Source organism: gamma proteobacterium symbiont of Lampromicra miyakona (genome assembly GCF_059730895.1).
Window position 1 is genome coordinate 480,610 of record NZ_AP035933.1, and the last position, 21,436, is coordinate 502,045.

The window sequence follows — 21,436 nt, forward strand, 5'->3', positions numbered from 1 at the left end:
CCGGATTAGCTCACCCGCGCCGCTGCCGGGCTGTTCAGCGCGGCCAGCAGCGTTGCCGAGTCCGCCACTGCGCCAAAAATACCGCCCTGCATGTGGATCATGCTGAGCGCCGCCTCGTGATGTTTCAACTCCGTCGCCGCGCAGCAGTCGCTCAGCACCAGACATTCAAAGCCGCGATCGTTGGCTTCGCGCAGTGTGGTATGCACGCAAACGTCGGTGGTGATGCCGCTGATGATTAAGTTGCGGATACCGCGACTGTGCAGAATCAGCTCAAGGTCGGTGGCGTAAAAAGAGCCTTTGCCGGGTTTATCAATAATCACTTCATCCGGTAGCGGCGCCAGCTCGGGAATGATTTCCCAGCCTGGCTCACCGCGCACCAGAATGCGGCCACAGGGCCCTGGTGCACCAATCTCCGCCTGCATCCGCCGCGATCGCCAGCGCTTGTTGGCCGGCAGATCGCTCAGGTCCGGACGATGGCCTTCACGGGTATGGATGATCGGGAAGCCGGATTCGCGCATGCGCGCTAACACCTGCTGCAGCGGTTTGATGGGGGCACGCGTCAGGGAGATGTCGTAACCCATAGTGTCAACATAGCCGCCCTTGCCGCAGAAGTCGGTTTGCATATCAATCACCAGCAGCGCGGTATTTTGCACCGTGCAGTTGCCGTCAAACGGCCACGGATAAGGGGTTGAATCAACGATATAATCAGGCATTGCTTTTCTCCATTACCGCCGTGCTGCTTTCCGGTTTCCATTTCACGATCAGCGTATAGCTCAGTGCCGCGGTGACCAGGCCGATCACCGCTTCACCAAACTGCGGGAATTCAAGGTGGGCCATCACCGCACACAGGCTGCCGATGGCCCAGGCGGCGAACGCGCTGCCGCGCAGGCGCCGGGTTTGACGCTGTTCGCTGATTTTCGCCATAAAGATCAGATCAACAATCATCACTGCGCCAAACGGCGGCACCACCATGCCAAGCAGGCTGAGCCATTCGAGGAACCAGGACCACACGCCGGCCAGCGCCAGCACGCCACCGATGGCCCCGAGGATCAGCGTCCACAGGCGCATTTTGCTGCTGAACAGATGGCTGAAACCGACCGCGCCGTTATACAGGCAGTGCGTGCACACCGAACCGAGGTTGATAAACACAAACAGAAAGGCAATGACGGAGAGCAGCATGCCGTGCCCCATCAGCAGCGGCAGGAAGTTACCGCCGTTGCTGAGCGGATCGACCGCCGCGCCGACGGCGACAATCACCACGCCAAACAGATAGGAAATCACATTCGCCAGCGGGAACGCGGAAAACGCGGCGATCACCGCTGATTTGCCGTCCTTCGACCAGCGGGTAAAATCCGCTGTCATGGTGCCGGAATCCGCAAAGCCGGCAATCACCATGGTGACCGCCGTGCCCATGCTCATGGCGTCAGCGGCTGCCGGACTGCCCTGCCACTGGGTCAGCGTGGTGAAATCATGATCCTTGCTCACCAGCCACAGCGCCACCAGCCCCAGCACCACAAACAGCGGAGCGGCAATCATTCCCAGCACCGACAGCGCCCGCACCCCGAGAAAGGTGACGCCGGTATACAGCACCATGGCAAACGCGGTGACCGCCAGCGCATTCCAGCCAAAGGTCTGGTTGATCACCGTCCCGGTCAGGCCGGTCTGGAAGGCGTACCAGCCTATCACCACGGTAGAAAGAAAGCCGGACACCAGGATATAGCCTTTGGTGCCAAAGGTCCGCTTCGCCTGCAGCGCGAAGTTCATACCGGTATGCCCGGCGAACCAGCTAAGTGCGCCGACATAGGCAAACAGCACCAGGTTACCCAGCAAAATCGCCAGCAGTGCCGGCCAGAAGCCGAGATGCCAGGTGATAATGCCGCCGAACAGCGCATTGGTGAGGATCATCGGAAAGCCAAACCACACCGCCGACACCGAACCCGTCGAGTGGCGATGGCTAAGCGGCACCGGCTCATGCTCGAACTCCTGCTCCAGCGCAGGGGAAGATTTGTTACTCATGGAGAACTCCAATAGCAGCAGGATAGTGATGATTCCATGGTTGGATGCGCTCAAAAGCGGCACTGGCCGCCAGCACCAGGCCATCGTCCAGATGACGACCCACAATTTGCATACCGATCGGCAGACCACTGGCCGTGAAGCCGGCAGGCACCGAGGCGGCAGGCTGACCGGTAAAATTGAACGGGAAGCAGAACGACAGCCAGTGATCGCTGCGCACCATGCGGCCATCAATGACTTCCGGGCCCTGCATGTGCAGCGCAAACGGCGGCACCGCCAGCGTCGGCGACAGCAGCAGATCGTAGCGCTGCATAAAGCGCCACAGCTGGTTGCAGAGCTTTTTGCGCGTGGTGTTGGCGTCGGTGAAATGCTCTGCACGCCAGTCGCGCTGCAGCATGGCGCTCAGGTGCGGTGACATCGCTGTTCCCAGTTGGTTCTGCATCTGGCGCATGCCGCTCAGATCGCTTTCGAACGCCACCAGCGCAGCAAAGCTGGCGCTTTCGTCAGCGATGCCGGGATCCACCTCCTCCAGCTCTGCGCCCAGCGCTGCAGCGAAACGACGCGCGGCCGCGGTGACCACGGCGCGCACTTCCGCATCGACGGCGATATAGCCAAAGTCGGCGCTGAAAGCGATGCGCAACCCCTGCAGTGGCCGATCCAGACTGGCCAGCCAGTCAACATCGCTGCATGGGATGGAGTGCCGATCGCGCATGTCCGGACCGGCCATCACCGACATCATCAGCGCGCTGTCGCGCACGCTACGCGTCATCGGACCGATATGTTCAAGCGATTCCCAGCTGGAAACGCCAGGATAACGCTCATCGCGGCAGCCCGGCCACAGCGGCACCCGCCCCATCGAGGCCTTGAGTCCATAGACACCGCAGTGGGCCGCCGGGATACGTACCGATCCTCCGCCATCACTGCCGAGCGCAATCGGACACAGCCGTGCCGCCAGCGCCGCGCCGGAACCCGCGCTCGATCCGCCCGGCGTTTTGCTCACGTCCCAGGGATTACGCGGTGAGGGAAACAGGGGATTATGGCCGACACCGCTGTAGCCAAACTCCGGCGCGGTGGTCTTGCCCAGCAGGATGGCATCCGCCGCCAGCAGGCGCTCAACGGTGATGTCATCTTCTGCGGGAATAAAATCGGCGTAGGCGGCCGATCCTGATGTGGTTCGCACACCGGCGGTACAGATCAAATCTTTTACCGCCAGCGGCACACCCGCCAGTGCGCCCAGCGGCTCGCCGCGCGCACGACGGCGGTCGATCTGCTCTGCCTGTGCCAGCGCCCGCTCCGGCGTCAGGGTACAAAACGCCTGAATCAGCGGCTCCCGCTGTTCCAGGCGATCCAGCGTCGCCTGGGTTAACTCGCGCGCGGAAACCTCGCCGTCGCGCACCCGCGCCGCCAGCTGGGTGGCATCTTCATCCAGCAGTGCATCAAACATGATCGTTCTCCCGGGTTAATTGGCTACCGGGAGGAGTGCAGTTTGCGTGCCAGAATAGCGTGAAGTGCGCGGCCGTTATGCGCCGGGCCAGATAGGATACGGTCTGGGATACAAGATGGAATACTTATGGATGCGGCAGTCATACCGATGCAGGCAATGCGCACAAGCTGTGCACATCGCTGCATCATCGCGTTGCCATTTTAGGGTGCAGCCAGCGGAGGCGGAGTTGCTGCCGTGGCGTGCGTCAGAAGGGTTAGCTTTGCGCGCTGACTAACCGCACGGCGAAGCCAAAAAACAGCATGCCGGTCAGCATGTTCGCCAGCTTGACCAGGCGGGTGCGGCTGCGCAGATAGCGCACCATCACCGCGCCAGCCACCAGCAACAGTGAATAGTAGCTGAAACTGATCACCTGAATCAGCGCACCCAGGGTGGCAAACGCCGGCGCGGTATGGGTTACGCGCGGATCGATAAACTGAATGAAGAACGAAACGTAAAACAGAATCGCCTTGGGATTGGTTACGCCAAGCAGCAGCGCACGCAGGAAATAGTTTTCCTGTTTTACCGCTTCAGCCGGTTGATCGCCGCTGCGTTTGCGCAGCGCGCCGATGATAATCTTCACGCCGAGATACAGCAGGAACATGGCACCAAGATAACGCACCACCATAAAAATATGCGGACTGGTACGGATCAGCGTCGCGACGCCCGCCCAGGCGAGGAAAATCAAAATTAAATCGCCCGCCATCACCCCGGCTATCGCCTGACAGGCCGGCTTTGCCCCACGACTCATCCCGGTGCGCAGCACATACAGGCTGTTGGGTCCGGGTAATAGAATGATCACCAGCGCGCCCGCCAGGAAAGTCCAGAGATTGATGATGCCTAAATCGTGAAACATTACGGTGCTACCCCATGCCGTTAAGCAGGTAAAAATGAGTGAAAGTGGAACCCGGCGCGCTGCTCAACTGCCGCGGCGCGGCGCATAGTAGCAGTTGTGCGGTGGATTTGTCGCTTAACGCCACGGTTCAGTATGTCGAAACGGTGTTACGTAACGCATACAGCGCGTGACAGGCACCAGTGACGTTGTCACAGTGATGATTCAGAGGTTTTGCAACTGCTGCATCACCGCATCCAGAAATACCCGTAATACCGCAGGCTGTCGTTCGCGCGACATATACAGGCCATAAATGCCTAAGGTGCGCGGTTGAAAACCGGGCAGTACGCAACGTAACTGACCGCTGGTCAGCGCAGCCTGTGCCTCCATTGCCGGCACCATGGCAACCCCACAGCCGGCGATAGCGGCATCACATAACACGGATGAAATACCGGCGCTGAAATTGCCGCTCACCACCACGGAAACCGCCTCGCCTTGCGCATCGTGAAACTGCCAGCGCTGCCCGGCAAAGCGGCTGTAGTGCAGGCAATTATGTTGTGCCAGATCCGCTGGCGTCTGCGGTTCGCCCTGCTGCGTTAAATAGGCCGGCGCAGCGCAGACTACCGAGGCACATTCACCCAGCCTGCGGGCAATCGCGCCGGGCTCCGGATCGTCGGTAATACGAATAGCCACATCGATGCGCTCACCCACCAGGCTGACCGGCTGATTATTGATCTCCAGCTCAATACGTACCGCCGGGTAACGCGCGAGGAACGCCGGAATCATCGGTCCAAGAATGTGGGTGGCGGTTGAATGTGCACAGGCCACGCGCAACGTGCCCTGCGGTTTGCCCTCATCGCCCTGCTGTTCAATCTCGTCGGCCAGCCGGGCCAGCGCGCGTGTCTTATGCAAAATCTGCTCACCCGCCGGGGTAATGGTCAGCCGCCGTGAAGAACGGTGCAGCAGGCGTGCGCCCGCCCACTTCTCCATTTCATCAAGATAGCGACTGACCATCGGGCGCGAAATATCCAGCGCGCGCGCCGCCGCGCTCAGGCTTCCCAGTTCACAAATCCGGTTAAACACCCGCGTTGCCGTCACTCTGTCCATGCAGGCTCCATCTGATCGTTTTATGCAACTGATCATATCTGATTGCGGGAATTCTGCCAGCTGGCGATTTGCTTACAATAGCGTCTTTCAGTGACGGCACGTTGCCGTAAAAAGGAAGATGCCATGAAGATGAAATCACTCGCGCTGCTGGTCACCCTAGCCGCCGCGCCGGCTTTTGCCGCCCCGTTGCAGTTAGACGTGTATAACCCACAGGAACAGGGAATTTTTCCGGTCTCGTCGACGCTGGTCTCCGGTCCGCATGAAGCGATTCTGTTTGATGCGCAGTTCAGCCCCAAAGATGGCGAGAAGCTGGTGGAACTGATTAAAGCGCGCGGCAAGCAGCTGACTCACATCGTGATCACCTCGGGCGATCCGGATTTCTACTTCGGTCTTGAGCCGCTGGTGCAGGCGTTCCCGCAGGCCAAAATTGTCGCCTCGCCGCTGGTAGTGGAACATATCGAAGCGACCAAAGATGCCAAGCTGCAGTACTGGGGACCGCAGATGAACGGCGCTGCGCCGCACCAGCTGTATGTACCACAGATTACCCACCAGACGCGGTTTAGCGTCGATGGTGAGCGCATCGAGCTGCGCCACGCGGCAGAAAAATCAGCCTACGTGTGGATTCCCTCCAGTAAGGCAATACTCGGTGGCACAGTGGTGGACTCAGGCATTCACGTCTGGACCGCGGACACGCAGACCGCAGCCAGCCGCGCAGAGTGGCGTCAGGTATTGCGAGAAATGCAGCAGTTGAAGCCGCAGGTGGTGATCCCCGGCCACTATCTGGGTGCGCGTCCGGCGGGCGATAAGGCGGTCACCTTTACCCTGGATTATCTGCAAAGTTTTGAGCGGGCGCTGCAACAGCACAAAGGCTCCGCGGCGGTGATTCAGGCGATGAAACAGGCATGGCCAACCTTAGCGGATGTCAGCTCGCTGGAGCTGAGCGCGAAGGTGAATACCGGTGAGATGAAGTGGAAGTGACGCGAGGATAAATAAACGGGCCAGACGCCGCCGCGCCTGGCCTGAAGCTTACTGCAGATGGGTTTTCAGCTCTTCCGCCGCCTGGCGAATCGCGGTGCGGACCGCCGGCACCTCGCTCAGCGGATTGAGCAGGCCGTAGTCATGAATCAGACCGTTATAGCGCGTCACGGTGACATCCACACCGGCGGCATCCAGTTTGCGACCAAAGGCTTCACCCTCATCACGCAGCACATCCAGTTCTGCCGTCTGAATCAGCGTTGGCGGTAAGCCCTGCAGCTGCTCTTTTGTGGCGCGCAGTGGCGAAGCGAGAATATTGTCGCGCTCGCTCTGTTTGGTGGTGTAGGCGTCCCAGAACCATTTCATCATGTTACGCGACAGGAAATATCCGTTGGCAAACTGGTGATACGAAGCGGTATCAAAGCGCGCATCGGTTACCGGCCACAGCATGATGTCATAACGAATCGCTGGCGTTTGCTGCTGTTTAGCCTGCAGCGCGACCGCGGCCACCATGTTACCGCCGACGCTGTTACCAACCAGCGCCAGGCGCTTGCCATCGACACCAATTTCACTACCGTGTTCCGCCACCCAGCGTGTCGCCGCATAAGCCTGATTGATGGCCAGCGGATAATGCGCTTCGGGTGACGGCGTATAGTTCACAAACACAGCCGCAGCGCCAGATTCCACCACCAGATCGCGCACCAGACGTTCGTGGGTCGGGAAATCACCGAGGATCCAGCCGCCGCCGTGGAAGAACATAAATACCGGTAACGTACCCTGTGCGCCCTGCGGTTTTACGATATTCAGCTTAATGGGCTGGCCGTTTACCTGAATGGTTTTTTCAGTGACGTCGGCCGGCGGCAGCGTTACGCCCTTCTGCGCATCAATCAGCACCTGGCGCGCCGCCTGCGGTGACAGTTGCTCAATCGGTTTGCCGCCGCTACTGTTCAGCGCCTGTAAAAACTGCTGCACGTGACGTTCAGGTTGTGGTGCGTCAGCAAAGCTATTTACAGATGCAGTAGCCATCGCCATGGCAAGCAGAGAGTGTTGTAATTTCATGGTATTACTCCTTTAATGTTTTTTGCGATTATATCGCGCACTATTTAAATGATAATGACTTGATGGTCGTGTTCTGAACTGAGACTGAATTTATATAGCGCGCTATTTAATAGCAAGATATTTTTTAGCGAAGATTTACATCACTACTCTATTACACTGATTTTAATCAGGATATTTTTTCAAATTTTTGCCTGCAGGCGGGTTCGCTTTCCGGCCAGTCACATTGGTAACCTGCAGATTCATCTTGTCTGCGTCCCCGCCAGCCGCCACACTGGCGAGCACGCCGCGATTTTTCACACATTGAGGTAACGGGTAATGCCGCAGAGTAAAGCTACCCTGACTGGTCTGCTGGCCATTCTGCTGTGGAGCACGATTGTAGGATTAATAAAAAGCGTCAGTGAAAGTTTTGGTCCGGTAACCGGTGCCGCGCTGATTTATAGCGCCAGCGCCCTGCTGTTACTGCTCACCGTGGGTTTTCCTGACCTGCGCCAGTTTCCCCGCCGCTATTTGCTGATCGGCAGCCTGCTGTTTGTCTGCTATGAGCTCTGCCTGTCGCTGTCGCTGGGTTTTACTCATAGCGGCCATCAGGCGATTGAAGTCGGCATGGTTAATTACCTGTGGCCGGCGATGACCATCGTTTTAACGGTGATGGTTAACCGGCAAAAGACCAGCCCGTTGATTATTCCCGGCCTCCTGCTTGCCGTCGCCGGTATTTGTCGGGTACTGAGCGGCGATCGGGGATTTTCATTGGGCGAAATGATCGACAATGTGATGGATAATCCGCTCAGTTATGGTCTGGCATTTGGCGGTGCGATGATTTGGGCGGTTTATTGTGTCGTGACAAAAAATAGCGCGAAAGGCAGTAACGGCATCACGCTGTTTTTCATCTTAACTGCGCTGACGCTGTGGCTGAAATCGCTGCTATCACCGCAGCCGCCCGTGGTGTTTTCGCTGCAGGCGTGCATCAGCCTGGCGCTGGCAGCGATGGCGATGGGGCTCGGCTATGCGGCGTGGAACGTCGGCATTCTGCACGGCAATGTCACGCTGTTAGCCGCAGCTTCCTACTTTATCCCTATCATTTCGTCGCTGATAGCCGCTTTTATCCTTAACTCCAGCCTGACCTTCTCCTTCTGGCAAGGCACGGCGATGGTTTGCCTCGGTTCGCTGCTCTGCTGGTGGTCAACGCGCGGGACTGCAACGCGTAAGCTGGAAAGCAATACGCTGGAATAACCGGCTGGATGGCGCAGCCGGACGAGAATACGGACAGTGGTGCAGACTCAGCGCGGCGGCGGGAACATTTTGCGATACAGCGACGGCGTCATGCCGGTCACTTTGACAAACGCGCGGCGCATCACATCGGCACTGTGATAACCGCAGGCCGCCGGGATCGCTTTGAGCGGCAGCTCACCGGCATCCAGCAAAGCCCGGGCGTGGCTGATGCGTGCCTGCTCCAGCCATGCGCCAGGCTGGATCTGCATCTCCTGCCGAAACAGACGCGCTAAATGCCGCGTACTGAGGTGCATGTGCGCCGCCAGGTCTTCCAGCCCGCGAATCTGTGCCAGATGCGCGATTGCCCAGCGCTGCATCTCCTGAAAGGCGCTGCGTCCGGCCAGGGACACCTGCTGTTTACGCACGAAATGTCCCTGTGTCACCGGGCGCTGGAAGAACATCACCAGGCTGGCGGCCACCTCCTGCGCCAGCTCGCGCCCGAGATCCTCTTCCACCAGCCGCAGCGCCAGATCCAGTCCGGATGTCACCCCGGCAGCCGTGCGTAATGCACCATCCGCCACATACAGCGCATCGGCTTCGACCTGCGCATCGGGTAGCAGTAATGCCAGCCGTTCCGCACATGCCCAGTGAGTAGTGACTTTCCTTCCGTTCAGCAAACCCGTTTGCGCCAGCAGTAGCGCCCCCGTACACACCGAGCCGTAACGCTGGCTGCGCTGACAGAGCGCGATAATCTGCTGGCGATCACTGGCGGAGAGCTGCATCTGGCTGGCGTCAGGTGCTCCGGCGACCAGAAAGGTATCGGCGCGATGCTGTGTCGCCACAGTTAGCGCAACGTCGGCTTCCAGCCGGACACCAGACGAGCAGCGGATGCTGGTGTGCTGCAGCGACATCACGCTGAGCTGATACACCTGACGATGTAGCAGCCGATTTGCCTCGGCAAATACATCCAGCGGCCCGGAAATATCCAGCAACTGGGCGCCGGGAACGGCCAAAAGGGTAATGTGATGGTGAGTCATTGTCTGGCTGTCCGCTTAAATCGCAATGTCTGAAATCATCGTTAAACAGAAATTCATGACATTGTCGCGCGGCTTTATGCTGAACGCAACTTCACTAAGCGGAGACATCACCATGAGTTTTACTATTAACGGCATTCGTATTCCGGACAGCAAAATGGCGCGCGATGCTACCGCGCTGGTACGTGACATCGAATCGGATCTGTTATTTCATCACTCCAGCCGCGTTTTTTACTGGGGCGCTTTGGCAGGTCAGCGACTGGGCGTCAAAGTGGATGCCGAGCTGCTTTACGTTGGCTGCATGTTTCATGATGTGGGCCTGACGCAACAGCATTGCAGCTGCGATAAGCGCTTTGAAGTCGATGGCGCCAATGCGGCGCGCGATTTCCTGCAACATTACGGGGTTGCCCAGGCGGACATTGATAAAGTGTGGACGGCGATTGCCCTGCACACGACGCCCGGCATTCCGCAATTTATGGCCGGGGAAATCGCCCTGGTGACGGCCGGCGTTGAGATGGATGTGCTGGGTATTGACTATGATCACTTCAGCGATGAGCAACGTGAAGCCGTGGTGCAGCAGCATCCCCGTCCGGCACAGTTTAAAGAAGAAATTATCCAGGCATTTTATGAAGGCATTCAACACAAACCGGCGACGACTTTCGGCAACGTGAAAGCTGATGTCATTGCTGATAAGCAACCGGCATTTCGCCCGATGAATTTTTGCCGGATTATCCGCCAGTCGCGCTGGACGGGTTAACATGGACAGCGGAGATAGCTCACCGCGAACGGGAGAAATGGCGACGGAAACGTGCGCTGTGAATCCCGGCAACAAAATTAACTCATCGAACATTGTCAGCAGGGGCGAATTTTCGTTGCTACTATAGTGACGCAACACACAGCTCAAGCGTTGCGACGAGAATTTTTCCTGTAGTTTTTTGTTATGCCCGCTCTGCGGGCATTTTTTTATGCCAGAAATGGACTGCCGTCCCCTGCCGCTGCCGTGCTGCCTGATGTCCGCTGGACGTTTTGCCGGTAGCGGATGTTAATGAAAGCGACCAATTCATAACAATTTGCCCACCACGCATGTATATCTTCGTTACAAATAGGGTGAGAAAATGACTTTGTTTCATATGGTACAACACTGTTTCACCATGTAAAATCGAAACGACTATCCAGTAAGACTGCTTACAGCATGCATCGATCCCCGAGAGATCGGGCTGCCGCATGGCCAGAGGATTGAATACAGAAAAACAATTAGTTGAGGTTATTTATTATTCCCCTGGGAAAGAAAGGGGGTGGGCAAAAGCAAGTAGTGCAAAGCGCCATGTCTTTGTACTCAGGAATCATTTGAATGAAATCAAAAGAGCAACCAATCAAAACATCCAGAAGGTCATTTCTGCAGAAAACCCTTTCTGTTATCCCCTTCACCGCGCTTGCAGGCACCACAGCAGTGAGCGCGATGGCTTCTGCAGCTCCGGCTAAAGAAAAAAGTGAGACCTATCACTACGTTCCGGTATTTTTTAATAATGACGAATGGCGATTTATTTTATCCGCAACGGACCTGCTGATTCCTGAAGACGAATTCGGCCCCGGTGCGGTGAGTGAAGGCGTGCCCGTTTACATCGATAAGCAAATGGAATTGCCTTATGGCTATGGTTACCTGTGGTATATGAGCCCGCCATTTCAGGAATCGATTCCTGAGATGGGATACCAGACTAATCTGGTGCCACGGGAAATTTACCGCCGGGGAATTATCAACCTGAACAAATACTGCCGTGAAAAGTTCCAGAATAACTTCGCAGATTTAAGCAAAGAAAAACAGGAAGCGATTTTACACGATCTGGAGTCGGGAAAAATCGTGCTTGATACTATTCCCGGCAAGTTATTTTTCTCTCAGTTACTACAGAACACTAAAGAAGGTTATTTAGCCGATCCGGTGCATGGCGGTAATCAAACCATGGCATCCTGGAAATTAATTGGTTTCCCGGGCGCGCGCGCGGACTTTATTCAGGTTATGGAGAACCCCGATAAACCTTATCCTTTAGGCCCTGTGAGTATTTCTGGCAAGTATGGTGCAAAAAAATGACGATTAAAAAAGAACCTGTAGATGTAGTTATTGTTGGCTTTGGCTGGGCTGGTTCGTTGATGGCGATGGAATTAGCCTCAACCGGATTAAAAATTGTTGCGCTTGAACGGGGAGAACAGCGAGATACTTACCCTGACTTTGCCTATCCCCGTATCATTGATGAGCTGACATATGGTGTCAGGCTAAAACTTTTTCAGAACATATCCAAAGAGAGCGTGACGGTAAGGCATACCACTAAAGATACCGCTTTACCTTATCGCCGCATGGGTTCTTTTTTACCCGGCGACGGCGTGGGCGGCGCTGGCGTACACTGGAATGGTCTACTGTGGCGGCCACTGGAAGCGGATCTCCGACTGAAAACCGTGGTGACTGAAAAATATGGTGCCAGTTTTATTCCTGAGGGTATGACGCTGCAGGACTATCCTTTCAGCTACAGTGAAATAGAACCCTATTTTGATAAGTTTGAGAAAATTTGTGGTGCTTCAGGCCAGGCCGGGAACCTGAATGGCAATATCATCGAAGGTGGCAACCCCTTCGAAGCGCAACGCGCGAATCCTTTCCCGACCAAACCGTTGCTTTACCAGTATTCTGCCATGCTGTTTGAAAAAACCACGAAAGAACTGGGCTACAATCCCTTCCCGGGTCCCGCCGCCATCTGCACTGGGGCATATACCAACCCGTACGGCGTTGCGCTCGGCGTCTGTAACTATTGTGGTTTTTGTGAGAAATTCGGTTGCTATAACTATTCTAAAGCGTCGCCACAAACCAGCGTTATCCCCGCCCTTAAGCAATACGATAACTTTGAATTACGCTGTAAATCACATGTGCTTCGCGTCAATAAAGACAACACGGGTAAACTGGCCACTGGCGTAACCTATATTGATGAAAATGGCAGTGAAGTCGAACAACCCGCAGCGATGGTTATCCTCAGCGCCTTCCAGTTGCATAATGTCCGGCTGCTTTTGCTATCCAAAATCGGTAAGCCTTATAATCCCGAGACAGGCGAAGGCGTGGTTGGCAGGAATTATGCCTATCAAATGTTAGGCGGCGCAAAACTGTTCTTCAATAAAGAGACCTACTTTAACCATTTTGCCGCCACCGGTGCGTCAGGCGCCTATATTGATAATTACAACAGTGAAAACTTCGATCACTCTGCTGCAGGCTTTATTGGTGGCAGTACGGTCTCTGCGCATGTTACCGGCGCCCGGCCTATTGAACAAACTGTCACGCCTAAAAATGCGCCTAAATGGGGCAGCGGCTGGAAAAAAGCAATCAGGGATAGCTACCTGCATAATATGAGCATTGGCGTCAGTTCATCTGTCATGCCTTATAAGCAATGTTATCTTGACCTTGACCCGACCTATACCGATGGTTATGGGCTGCCTTTATTAAGAATGACGTTTGACTGGCAGCAGAATGAACTCAAAATGACCCAGTTCATGGCAGGCAAAACGGAAAATATCATTAAGGCTATCGGGCCAGATTCTTACGACATGGGCTTCAAAAACTTATCTACGCATTACGATGTTCGTCCTTATCAATCTACCCATACCACCGGTGGCGCCATAATGGGTGACAGCCCGGCGACCAGCGTGGTGAATAAATATCTGCAGTGTTGGGACGTGTCCAACGTTTTCGTGGCCGGCGCCAGTTGCTTCCCACAAAACCATGCATACAACCCCACGGGAATCGTCGGCGCAACCACGCTGTTTTCAGCGAACGCAATCAAAACGATTTACCTGAAAAACCCAGGCCCAATGGTTCAGGCTTAAGGGGATAAGGATAAGAAGATGAAAATGACCTGTTTGAAATGGCTGTCCTTATTAACACTATTCTGTGCTTTATCCTCTGCAGCGGAAGATGTCTCTCCGGAACTCATCAGCAAGGGTAAATATATTGCCACTGCAGGAGATTGCGTTGCCTGTCACTCGATTGCCGGAAAAGAGAGCTTTACCGGCGGATTGAAAATGATGACGCCGGTTGGCGCAATTTATTCGACCAATATCACCCCGGATAAAGCCACCGGTATTGGCGAATATACCTATGACGACTTTGCTAAAGCATTACGTCAGGGAATAGCGAAAGACGGGCGCCATTTGTATCCAGCGATGCCTTATACGGCTTATGCCAAAGTTAGCGATGAAGATATGCATGCTTTGTATGCTTACATGATGCATGGCGTAACGGCGGTTCACGCGGAAAACAGAAAAAGCGATATCCCATGGCCACTGAATATGCGCTGGCCACTGGCCCTGTGGAATCTGGCTTTCCACGACGATAACGCTTACGCAGCGGATACCACCAAAAGTGCGGAGTGGAATCGTGGCGCTTATCTGGTGCAGGGATTGGGTCACTGCGGCACCTGTCATACCCCGCGTGGCATTGCTTATCAGGAAAAATCCTTAGATCAGCAGGGCAAAACTTACCTGACCGGCGGGACACTGGAGGGCTGGCATGCGCCGGATCTGACCGGCAACGCGAAGTCGGGACTCGGCAGTTGGTCAAATGAAGATATTGCGTTATTCCTGAAAACCGGTCGTACCAACACCTCAGCCGCGTTCGGCTCTATGACGGATGTGGTAGAGCACAGCACGCAATATCTCAGCCAGGCCGATCTTGCTGCGGTGGCGAGCTATTTGAAGTCACTGCCAGCTTCCGCCCCTGATACGCCGTCTGCGCCACCCGCCGATACCACCACTGCCGCGCTTATCCGGGGAGACATCAGCGTACCTGGTTCACGGCTGTATATGGATAACTGCTCAGGTTGCCACCGCCTGGATGGCAAAGGCTATGCCAAAACCTTTCCTTCTCTTGCTGGTAACTCAGCGATCCTGAGTAATGATCCTTCATCGGTGATTAGCATTGTACTGCGCGGCGGCAAAATGGCTGTCACGAAGGAGGCGGTCACCGGGCTGGCTATGCCTGATTTTGCCTGGCGGCTCAACGATCAGCAGGTGGCGGATCTGGTGACATTCATTCGTAACGGCTGGGGCAATCAGGCACCTGCGGTAAGCGCGGATCAGGTAGCAAAACTGCGTAAAGATCTGCCGAAGGCGGTGGAGGCGGATAAGGAAAAGAGTCAGTAAAAACGGACGGAGAAAACGCCCTGTCAGGGCCCCGACAAGGGCCCTGATAATGACGCCGGATAGCAATGGCAACCTGAGCAATTACCGAGCGATGCCCCATCGCCAGCCTGAACTATGCTTTGTCGGCGTCGGTCAGGGTGGCTCTGACCTGCGGCAGACTCTGCGGGTAATTCTGCTGAATGAATTCAATCATTTTCTCGCGTACATAGCAGCGCAGATCCCATGCCGTCGGTGAGTTCTGCGCGGTCATCAGTAAACGGATGGTCATGGTTTTTTCCGTGGTATCGGTCACCTGTAACACCTGAGTTTCGCGATCCCAGAGCCGCGTCTCATTGAGGATTTTTTCAAAATGCTCACGCAGCGGCGCCAGCGGCATCGAGTAATCAACATAGAGAAACACAGACCCCAATATTTGCGCATTATTTCGCGTCCAGTTCTGAAATGCATTCTCGGTAAAATAGGTGATGGGCAGCACCAGACGGCGTAAATCCCAGATGCGCACCACAACATAGGTCAGATTGATTTCCTCAATCCAGCCCCACTCCTTTTCGACCACCACCGCATCGTCAATTTTTATCGGTTGGGTGAAAGCAATCTGAATGCCGGCAAACAGATTCACCAGCGACTTTTGCAAAGCGAAACCAATAATGATACCGGCGACCCCGGCACCCGCGAGGATGGTGGTGCCGAATTTACGTACACCAGGGAAGTTGAGCAGAATTAAACTCAGGCAAAACAATACCAGGATGACGATAGCCACTTTTTTAACATAGATTAATTGCGTACGAATTTTACGCGCGCGCAGATTGTTCGACAGGTTGATATCGTAGCGAATAAACAACATATCCTGCGCTACGTTAATCAGACGAATCAAAATGGAACAGAACGATAAGATGATAAAGATATTAAGCGTGGTGGCGATAAAGCTCAGTGACCCAGGATCAAGATGCACATAATTCATCCCCATATTGATCAGCAGTAATGGAATGAATAAAAATAACGATCCCCGCAGATGCTTTTCCAGCGATTTAAACAGCTTGCGATCGCGGCTTTGCCAGTAGCGGATAAACCTGAGAAGAAGAAAGCGGGCCAGAAAACCCAGCAGTAGCGAGAGTGTGACGAGCAATACAGCAGGCACCCATGTCGGCGCACCAGATAACTCACCAGGAAGTAATGGCATGATATTCCCTTCTGTTCAGCTAACAACCGTGGTTGTCAGATAAGTCACCAAAATCAGTAACCGTTATCGTGCCGGTTATCTGCTAAACCCATGATTTCGCACTTCAGTGGGTAAAAATATAGTTCACTGGCCGCTGTTAGCAGGGTAAAAACCCATCAGGTAATCAGGTGCAGTGCTGGCGGTCATCGCAAGGGTATGAATTGGTGGTTTTTTTCGGCTTTATTGCTAAAGGTCTGAAATTGCAGGCAGGTGATGAGGCAAACCGTCAGAGGGTGCTGACGAGAAATGCGCTGGCAGGCAGTGATGCTGCACCCAGGGAAGAAGTACAGACAACCTGTTGCGCCAGCTCGCGCTGAACACGCGCATAGCGCCGCAGGTTGATGCAGAGAAAAAGCGCGCGATTAAGCGCGCAATGCATTATTTGGCATACGCCTCGGTAGAGAGCGTAATCGTCACTTCGTCGCCCACGGCCGGAACATATTTATCGATTTTAAAGTCCGAGCGTTTGATGACGCCGGTGGCATCAAAACCGATCGCCTGCTTTTTAACCATAGGGTGCATATCCTGCTTGTTCAGCGTGGCATGCAGCACAACCGGCTTAGTGATCCCTTTGATGGTTAAATTACCCTGCACATCATATTTATTATCGCCTTTGCTTTCCACATGGGTGCTGTGGAAGGTGGCCTGAGGATATTTTTTAACGTCAAAATACTCATTCCCCAGAAACTCTTTGGTCAGCGCGGGCACATGCGTGTCAATCGTTTTTAACGGCAGGGTCACATTAACCTGTGACTTTTCCGGGTTTTCTTTATCAAAAGCCAGCTGACCGGAAACATCAGAAATATCAGCAGTCGGATGAGAGAAACCAAAGTGATTCCATGCGATCACCACGGAAGTATGTTGCGGGTCAAGGTTATATTCCGTCGCCGCGGCATGTGACAGGGGAACATATAACGCCACCAGAGAAAGCAGCGCCGTTTTTTTCAATAATTTCATGGAAACATCCTCAAATAATCAAGTGCTAATACTGTAGCGCAAACCTGCAAAGGTGTTATTGAAATCATTTGCTTTACCCATTCAAAATTTTTAACCGTTTTTTCCTGCACACAAATAATAACGCAGCGTGAAATTTCCTGAAATGACGTAATTAAATTCCGGCGAGTCGAATTTAATAATTCCGTTTTTATGTGGGCTAATTCAGCGGCGAGGAGAAGAACGGCAAACCATGTTGAGCATGCGATTAACAGACCGCCTGAATAGCCGGCGGCCGCCACGCTTTATTCTTCGCTGGCACGACGTTGATCATAGACAACCTGTGCCTTTTCAATCGCATCGCCCTGCTCTCTGGCCCACTTCACCAGCGCAACAAACGGATCCTGCAACGTCTGGCCCAGCGGCGTAATGGCATATTCCACCGCCACCGGGGACGAGGCGATCACGCGGCGGCTAATCAGGCCGTTACGCTCCAGCCGGCGCAACGCCTCCGTCAGTGCCTTGTGGGTAATCGGATCAAGACGGCGCTTGATCGCGTTAAAGCGCGCGGGTTCAGTGCACAGCACGGTCAGAATTAATACCGACCACTTATTGGCGACCTGTTCCAGGATTGGACGGGTGCTGTTGATCTCTGCCAGCAGCGCCGCGATATCAGTCGGCATGAGGTTTCCTTATGTATATCTAATGTAGATAAGGTGCGTAATTGACACTAAATATACGAAATGTATCATCAGCCGTCCACCCCTCTCATTCTGGAGCAGCCATAATGAAACTCGAAGGAAAAGTCGCGCTGGTGACCGGCGGCGGCAGTGGTATCGGCCTCGCCATCGCGCGCCGTTTTGTGCAGGAAGGTGCCCACGTTTTCATCACCGGGCGACGTGAAGCGCTGCTGGCCGAAGCCGTCACGCTGACTGGCGGCCGCATTGAGGCGATAGCAGGCGACCTCACCAGCGCAGACGATGTTGCCCGTCTGTTTGACACCGTGCAGGCCCGCGCCGGACGTCTCGATATTCTGGTGAACTCCTCTGGCGTGGCTGAACCCGCCAGCCTCGAAGAGACCAGCGCAGAGCACTTTGACCGCACGTTCGGCCTCAACGTGCGTGCCATGGTATTCACCGTACAGCATGCGGTGAAGCACATGACGGAAGGCGGTGCCATCGTGCTGGTGGGATCGATTGCGGGCGGCATGGCCAATCCCGGCTATGGCGCTTACTCGGCCAGCAAAGCCGCGGTGCGCGCCTATGCCCGCACCTGGAGCAGCGAACTGGCACCGCGCGGCATTCGCGTCAACACGCTTAGTCCTGGCCCGACGGACACGCCGATGTTTGACCAGGTCAGCGACGAGATACGACAGACATTCAGCGCGCAGATACCGGCCAAACGCCTCGGCCATCCTGACGAAGTTGCGGCGGCCGCCCTGTTCCTCGCATCGGACGAAAGTGTCTATGTTACCGGCAGCGAACTGGTGATTGATGGCGGCATGTCCGCGTAATAGTTGTCGTGCTGCACAGCGCGCCGGTCGGGCGTTGTGCAGCCAGCGATAACGTTTCTCAGAAGGTGTAGCTAAAGCCGACCGTGCCGGTGACCTGATCGCGCCGGGACACGATCGGGCTGTCCGCGGCGCGATCGCCCAGCCAGCTGTAACCGGCACTGACCAGCGTGCCCCAGTGGGCATCAAACTGGTGGCTCCAGGTGAGCGTAGTCGCAACACCATAGAAGCCGCCGCCGGCATCGTAGCGTGAAAACCGGCTGCGCCTGCTCTGGACATCGCTCACGCCATACCAGGTATTCATATAACGCGCATCGCCAAACAGCGCCGCCGTCTGCAGTGCAACGGTATCGCTGTCGCGCTGGAGGAGCACCAGCGTAACGGATGCCTGATAGTTCACGCCCTGATCATCGCTGAGCGGCAGCACCGCTTTGCCCTCTGCGCTCAGCCACGGTGTGAGCTGCCAGCCCAGCGCCAGTGCAGTGTTCACCGTCGCACTGATGTTTCCCATGCCTTGCAGCCGGCTGGCGCCGTCCCGCCACGTCGAATCTTTATCGCTTCGGCCCAGGCCATAACCCAGCGTGTGTTCCAGATAAACCCCGCTGTCGCTCTGCAGGTCATAACCAATGCCTTTCTGGGCATCAGCAAAAAATGCGCCATCTCTGGCCTGGAAAATCGGTACCGGCTGCACCCGTGTTTTATTCGATCCGCTGTAGCGTGGCGCGAATTGCGCCCCCGCGCCGAGCGTCAGGCTGGTCTGTGCGTCGCCATCCGCCCTGGCGGCAGCGGAAATCATGAGTAGCAGATGGGTCATGTACATCAGCGTTTTTCTGGTTATCATCGTGTCACCTCTTTATCGGTCCGTTTACCGCCCCTTGCCCGGGCAGCCGCAGCGCGAAGCCGGAGTATCCCGGGGCTGTGTCAACAAACAGCCAGGGATTTATGAAGAAACTGTCAAGGTGAGTTATGCAGACCAAAAATATCCTGATTATTGAGGACGACGCTGACGCGGCTGAGGTGCTGGAGGCGTATCTGCTACGGGAAAATTATGCGGTGCGTGTTGCCGCGGATGGCCTGAGCGGACTTGAGCTGGCCCTGCGCTGGCAGCCCGATCTGATTTTGCTTGATGTAATGCTGCCCGGCCTGAACGGCACCGAGGTGCTGGCAAAACTCCGGCGCTGCAGCGAGGTGCCGGTGATTATGGTCACGGCCATGGGCGATACGCCCGATCGCATCGGTGCCCTGCGCTACGGCGCGGATGATTATGTGGTCAAGCCTTATCATCCCGGCGAAGTGGTGGCACGCGTGCAGGCAGTGCTGCGGCGCAGCGCGGTAAAAACGCCGCAGGAAGAGATCCTGCGCTGGCAGGGGCTGGAGGTGAACAGCGGCGCGATGACGGTTACCGTCACGCAGGCCTCGGGTAACGTGCTTTGCGTTGATACCACGCCAACCGAATTCACGCTGCTGGTCACGCTGATGCGCGCACCGGTGCGCGCGCTGAGCCGCCCGTTTTTGCTGGAGCAGTGTATGCCGGACAGCGACGCGCTGGAGCGGGTGATTGATACCCACGTATATAACCTGCGCAAAAAGCTGGAAGCGGCCGGTGTGGCGGGCGTGCTGCTCAACGTGCGCGGCGTAGGCTATCGGTTCCGCCAGCCATGACAGAAAAATCTCCACAAACGCTCTGGCGCTGGCTTTGTCTGCGCATTCTGACGCTGGCTATCGGTACCGTGGTACTGATTGCTTTGTGCATGTGGCTGCGCTTCACGGTGCAGTACCTGTGGATCACGCACCATATGCCGCCGGCGGTTCTGCATGAATTTCTCGCCCTGCGTGCGCATCCGGAACGCGATCCCGCGCGCTTTCACCAGATCATCGATAGCTGGTGGGGCATACGCTACTCCGACCCGTCCATTGCTTCCTCGGACTGGATCACCGTCGGCATCCTGGTGCTGGTGACCATTCCGTTTATTGCCTATTTCGGGCTGCGCCACGCGCGCCCGCTTTCTGCACAGTTCAGCCAGCTCAGACGAGCGGCAGACCAGGTGACCGCAGGCGACTTCGGTGCGCAGGCGGCGTTAACACCGGCAGCGCCCGCCGAACTGGTGCAGTTCGCGCACAACTTCAACGCGATGACGCGCCAGCTGGCGCGTTACGACAAAGAGCTGCGTACGTCGCATGTCGCCATGGCGCATGAGCTGCGGTCGCCGCTCAACGCCGCCATGGTGCGTCTGCAGGCGCTGCTTGATGGCGTGTTCAGCGCTGACTCACGTCAGCTCGCCCTGATCATGGCGCAGCTCAGTTGTCTGCACCGGCTGATCGATGAGCTGCATCTGCTGTCACTGGCGGATGCCGGCCAGCTCACGCTGGAGAAAGTCCGCTGCAACCCGGCCGATATCCTGCGCGAGCGCCTGCAGTGGATCAAACCGCAGCTGGATGAAGCGCGCATCAGCACCGGGGTAGCGCTGGCTGAAGAGACATTGCTGCCGGTCGATCCGTTCCGTCTCGGACAGGTTTTCACCATCCTGCTGGAAAACGCCCTGCGCTATGCCGGAAGCGGCAGCCAGCTGCAGCTGCGCACGCGCAACACCGTTGATCATTACGAAATCATCGTGCAGGACAGCGGCCCGGGCGTTCCTGCGGCGTTTCTGGCGTTGATGTTTGAGCGCTTTGCGCGCGGTGAGGCGTCACGCGCCCGCCACTCGGGCGGCAGCGGGCTGGGCCTGTCGATTGCGCGGGCGATTTGCCAGGCGCACGGCGGCACGATTAATGCCACGCTGCCGGCAATGGGAGGCTTGCAGGTACAGATTTTGTTGCCGCGCAACGCCTGACGTTGTTGCCCTTCTTGACACGCTCTTGATGGAACATCGCCGGATTCTTGATAATCGCACGG

General features: G+C 55.9%; 21 protein-coding genes. 10 read left to right on the forward strand and 11 right to left on the reverse strand.

All coding sequences use genetic code 11. From position 1 onward, the window contains the following. Window positions 1-5 precede the first annotated feature (5 nt). The 4 genes from biuH to leuE all read right to left on the reverse strand — a co-directional run bounded on the left by biuH (window position 6) and on the right by leuE (window position 4,349). Entirely contained in the window at window positions 6-713 is a 708-nt protein-coding gene (gene biuH, locus AC6I8P_RS21710) for a biuret amidohydrolase (RefSeq protein ID WP_021509020.1), read from the reverse strand. After that, entirely contained in the window at window positions 706-2,016 is a 1,311-nt protein-coding gene (locus AC6I8P_RS21715) for a purine-cytosine permease family protein (protein WP_498031208.1), read from the reverse strand. Before AC6I8P_RS21715 ends, biuH begins: the two co-directional genes overlap by 8 nt. Beyond that, window positions 2,009-3,457, reverse strand: a complete 1,449-nt coding sequence (locus AC6I8P_RS21720) for an amidase (RefSeq protein ID WP_498002771.1) — start codon at window positions 3,455-3,457, stop codon at window positions 2,009-2,011. The genes AC6I8P_RS21715 and AC6I8P_RS21720 overlap by 8 nt, the downstream gene beginning before the upstream one ends. A gap of 253 nt (window positions 3,458-3,710) precedes the next feature. Next, window positions 3,711-4,349, reverse strand: a complete 639-nt coding sequence (gene leuE / locus AC6I8P_RS21725; protein WP_058770263.1) for a leucine efflux protein LeuE — start codon at window positions 4,347-4,349, stop codon at window positions 3,711-3,713. Between the two features lie 38 nt (window positions 4,350-4,387). Here leuE and AC6I8P_RS21730 point away from each other — a divergent pair, with 38 nt between their 5' ends. Next, window positions 4,388-4,519 (forward strand): hypothetical protein, encoded by a 132-nt coding sequence (locus tag AC6I8P_RS21730; protein WP_260467644.1) that lies wholly within the window; start codon window positions 4,388-4,390, stop codon window positions 4,517-4,519. A 31-nt stretch (window positions 4,520-4,550) separates the two neighbouring features. On the opposite strand, the gene AC6I8P_RS21735 is transcribed toward AC6I8P_RS21730, so the two are convergent. Further along, the gene (locus AC6I8P_RS21735) at window positions 4,551-5,432 is read right to left on the reverse strand and encodes a LysR family transcriptional regulator (protein WP_262264039.1); all 882 of its coding nucleotides are present in this window, start codon (window positions 5,430-5,432) and stop codon (window positions 4,551-4,553) included. Between the two features lie 123 nt (window positions 5,433-5,555). On the opposite strand from AC6I8P_RS21735, the gene AC6I8P_RS21740 reads away from it, so the two are divergent. After that, complete coding sequence (locus AC6I8P_RS21740; protein ID WP_058759080.1) at window positions 5,556-6,410, forward strand: Vmh family MBL fold metallo-hydrolase; 855 nt, start codon at window positions 5,556-5,558, stop codon at window positions 6,408-6,410. Window positions 6,411-6,458: 48 nt separating this feature from the next. Here the strand turns inward: AC6I8P_RS21740 and AC6I8P_RS21745 are convergent, their stop codons facing one another. Then, on the reverse strand, window positions 6,459-7,439 hold the full coding sequence (locus tag AC6I8P_RS21745; protein ID WP_369974302.1) for an alpha/beta hydrolase: 981 nt from the start codon (window positions 7,437-7,439) through the stop codon (window positions 6,459-6,461). Between the two features lie 342 nt (window positions 7,440-7,781). On the opposite strand from AC6I8P_RS21745, the gene yddG reads away from it, so the two are divergent. Continuing rightward, window positions 7,782-8,696, forward strand: coding sequence for an aromatic amino acid DMT transporter YddG (gene yddG / locus AC6I8P_RS21750; protein ID WP_125310541.1), 915 nt, complete (start codon window positions 7,782-7,784; stop codon window positions 8,694-8,696). A 47-nt stretch (window positions 8,697-8,743) separates the two neighbouring features. Here yddG and AC6I8P_RS21755 read toward each other — a convergent pair whose 3' ends face one another. Further along, entirely contained in the window at window positions 8,744-9,712 is a 969-nt protein-coding gene (locus AC6I8P_RS21755) for a GlxA family transcriptional regulator (RefSeq protein WP_125310543.1), read from the reverse strand. Window positions 9,713-9,824: 112 nt separating this feature from the next. On the opposite strand from AC6I8P_RS21755, the gene AC6I8P_RS21760 reads away from it, so the two are divergent. From AC6I8P_RS21760 to AC6I8P_RS21775, 4 genes are all read left to right on the forward strand, one after another. Beyond that, entirely contained in the window at window positions 9,825-10,466 is a 642-nt protein-coding gene (locus tag AC6I8P_RS21760) for an HD domain-containing protein (protein WP_125310545.1), read from the forward strand. Between the two features lie 594 nt (window positions 10,467-11,060). Beyond that, window positions 11,061-11,795, forward strand: a complete 735-nt coding sequence (locus AC6I8P_RS21765) for a gluconate 2-dehydrogenase subunit 3 family protein (RefSeq protein ID WP_283342349.1) — start codon at window positions 11,061-11,063, stop codon at window positions 11,793-11,795. Continuing rightward, complete coding sequence (locus AC6I8P_RS21770) at window positions 11,792-13,567, forward strand: GMC family oxidoreductase (protein WP_283342350.1); 1,776 nt, start codon at window positions 11,792-11,794, stop codon at window positions 13,565-13,567. The genes AC6I8P_RS21765 and AC6I8P_RS21770 overlap by 4 nt, the downstream gene beginning before the upstream one ends. Window positions 13,568-13,585: 18 nt before the next feature. Continuing rightward, complete coding sequence (locus AC6I8P_RS21775) at window positions 13,586-14,881, forward strand: c-type cytochrome (RefSeq protein ID WP_498031209.1); 1,296 nt, start codon at window positions 13,586-13,588, stop codon at window positions 14,879-14,881. 112 nt (window positions 14,882-14,993) lie between these two features. On the opposite strand, the gene AC6I8P_RS21780 is transcribed toward AC6I8P_RS21775, so the two are convergent. The 3 genes from AC6I8P_RS21780 to AC6I8P_RS21790 form a co-directional block, all read right to left on the reverse strand. Continuing rightward, window positions 14,994-16,061 carry a mechanosensitive ion channel family protein gene (locus tag AC6I8P_RS21780; protein ID WP_058770269.1) on the reverse strand — a complete coding sequence of 356 codons (1,068 nt, stop codon included), beginning with the start codon at window positions 16,059-16,061 and terminating at the stop codon, window positions 14,994-14,996. Between the two features lie 417 nt (window positions 16,062-16,478). After that, window positions 16,479-17,057 carry a YceI family protein gene (locus tag AC6I8P_RS21785; protein ID WP_104093361.1) on the reverse strand — a complete coding sequence of 193 codons (579 nt, stop codon included), beginning with the start codon at window positions 17,055-17,057 and terminating at the stop codon, window positions 16,479-16,481. Between the two features lie 281 nt (window positions 17,058-17,338). Continuing rightward, window positions 17,339-17,716, reverse strand: a complete 378-nt coding sequence (locus tag AC6I8P_RS21790) for a winged helix-turn-helix transcriptional regulator (protein WP_021509005.1) — start codon at window positions 17,714-17,716, stop codon at window positions 17,339-17,341. A gap of 101 nt (window positions 17,717-17,817) precedes the next feature. Here AC6I8P_RS21790 and AC6I8P_RS21795 point away from each other — a divergent pair, with 101 nt between their 5' ends. After that, window positions 17,818-18,546, forward strand: a complete 729-nt coding sequence (locus AC6I8P_RS21795) for an SDR family NAD(P)-dependent oxidoreductase (RefSeq protein WP_088517565.1) — start codon at window positions 17,818-17,820, stop codon at window positions 18,544-18,546. A gap of 58 nt (window positions 18,547-18,604) precedes the next feature. Here AC6I8P_RS21795 and AC6I8P_RS21800 read toward each other — a convergent pair whose 3' ends face one another. After that, on the reverse strand, window positions 18,605-19,384 hold the full coding sequence (locus AC6I8P_RS21800) for a MipA/OmpV family protein (RefSeq protein WP_498031210.1): 780 nt from the start codon (window positions 19,382-19,384) through the stop codon (window positions 18,605-18,607). A 125-nt stretch (window positions 19,385-19,509) separates the two neighbouring features. Here AC6I8P_RS21800 and AC6I8P_RS21805 point away from each other — a divergent pair, with 125 nt between their 5' ends. After that, window positions 19,510-20,205 carry a response regulator transcription factor gene (locus AC6I8P_RS21805; protein ID WP_498031211.1) on the forward strand — a complete coding sequence of 232 codons (696 nt, stop codon included), beginning with the start codon at window positions 19,510-19,512 and terminating at the stop codon, window positions 20,203-20,205. Further along, window positions 20,202-21,374 (forward strand): sensor histidine kinase, encoded by a 1,173-nt coding sequence (locus tag AC6I8P_RS21810; RefSeq protein ID WP_282996213.1) that lies wholly within the window; start codon window positions 20,202-20,204, stop codon window positions 21,372-21,374. The genes AC6I8P_RS21805 and AC6I8P_RS21810 overlap by 4 nt, the downstream gene beginning before the upstream one ends. The last annotated feature ends 62 nt before the right edge of the window (window positions 21,375-21,436 follow it).

What these genes read in the sequence shown, in the direction of transcription:
- biuH (WP_021509020.1), bottom strand. Translation starts at nt 713, where the DNA reads ATGCCTGATTATATCGTTGATTCAACCCCTTATCCGTGGCCGTTTGAC.
- AC6I8P_RS21715 (WP_498031208.1), bottom strand. Translation starts at nt 2,016, where the DNA reads ATGAGTAACAAATCTTCCCCTGCGCTGGAGCAGGAGTTCGAGCATGAG.
- AC6I8P_RS21720 (WP_498002771.1), bottom strand. Translation starts at nt 3,457, where the DNA reads ATGTTTGATGCACTGCTGGATGAAGATGCCACCCAGCTGGCGGCGCGG.
- leuE (WP_058770263.1), bottom strand. Translation starts at nt 4,349, where the DNA reads ATGTTTCACGATTTAGGCATCATCAATCTCTGGACTTTCCTGGCGGGC.
- AC6I8P_RS21735 (WP_262264039.1), bottom strand. Translation starts at nt 5,432, where the DNA reads ATGGACAGAGTGACGGCAACGCGGGTGTTTAACCGGATTTGTGAACTG.
- AC6I8P_RS21740 (WP_058759080.1), top strand. Translation starts at nt 5,556, where the DNA reads ATGAAGATGAAATCACTCGCGCTGCTGGTCACCCTAGCCGCCGCGCCG.
- AC6I8P_RS21745 (WP_369974302.1), bottom strand. Translation starts at nt 7,439, where the DNA reads ATGGCGATGGCTACTGCATCTGTAAATAGCTTTGCTGACGCACCACAA.
- yddG (WP_125310541.1), top strand. Translation starts at nt 7,782, where the DNA reads ATGCCGCAGAGTAAAGCTACCCTGACTGGTCTGCTGGCCATTCTGCTG.
- AC6I8P_RS21755 (WP_125310543.1), bottom strand. Translation starts at nt 9,712, where the DNA reads ATGACTCACCATCACATTACCCTTTTGGCCGTTCCCGGCGCCCAGTTG.
- AC6I8P_RS21760 (WP_125310545.1), top strand. Translation starts at nt 9,825, where the DNA reads ATGAGTTTTACTATTAACGGCATTCGTATTCCGGACAGCAAAATGGCG.
- AC6I8P_RS21765 (WP_283342349.1), top strand. Translation starts at nt 11,061, where the DNA reads ATGAAATCAAAAGAGCAACCAATCAAAACATCCAGAAGGTCATTTCTG.
- AC6I8P_RS21770 (WP_283342350.1), top strand. Translation starts at nt 11,792, where the DNA reads ATGACGATTAAAAAAGAACCTGTAGATGTAGTTATTGTTGGCTTTGGC.
- AC6I8P_RS21775 (WP_498031209.1), top strand. Translation starts at nt 13,586, where the DNA reads ATGAAAATGACCTGTTTGAAATGGCTGTCCTTATTAACACTATTCTGT.
- AC6I8P_RS21780 (WP_058770269.1), bottom strand. Translation starts at nt 16,061, where the DNA reads ATGCCATTACTTCCTGGTGAGTTATCTGGTGCGCCGACATGGGTGCCT.
- AC6I8P_RS21785 (WP_104093361.1), bottom strand. Translation starts at nt 17,057, where the DNA reads ATGAAATTATTGAAAAAAACGGCGCTGCTTTCTCTGGTGGCGTTATAT.
- AC6I8P_RS21790 (WP_021509005.1), bottom strand. Translation starts at nt 17,716, where the DNA reads ATGCCGACTGATATCGCGGCGCTGCTGGCAGAGATCAACAGCACCCGT.
- AC6I8P_RS21800 (WP_498031210.1), bottom strand. Translation starts at nt 19,384, where the DNA reads ATGATAACCAGAAAAACGCTGATGTACATGACCCATCTGCTACTCATG.
- AC6I8P_RS21805 (WP_498031211.1), top strand. Translation starts at nt 19,510, where the DNA reads ATGCAGACCAAAAATATCCTGATTATTGAGGACGACGCTGACGCGGCT.
- AC6I8P_RS21810 (WP_282996213.1), top strand. Translation starts at nt 20,202, where the DNA reads ATGACAGAAAAATCTCCACAAACGCTCTGGCGCTGGCTTTGTCTGCGC.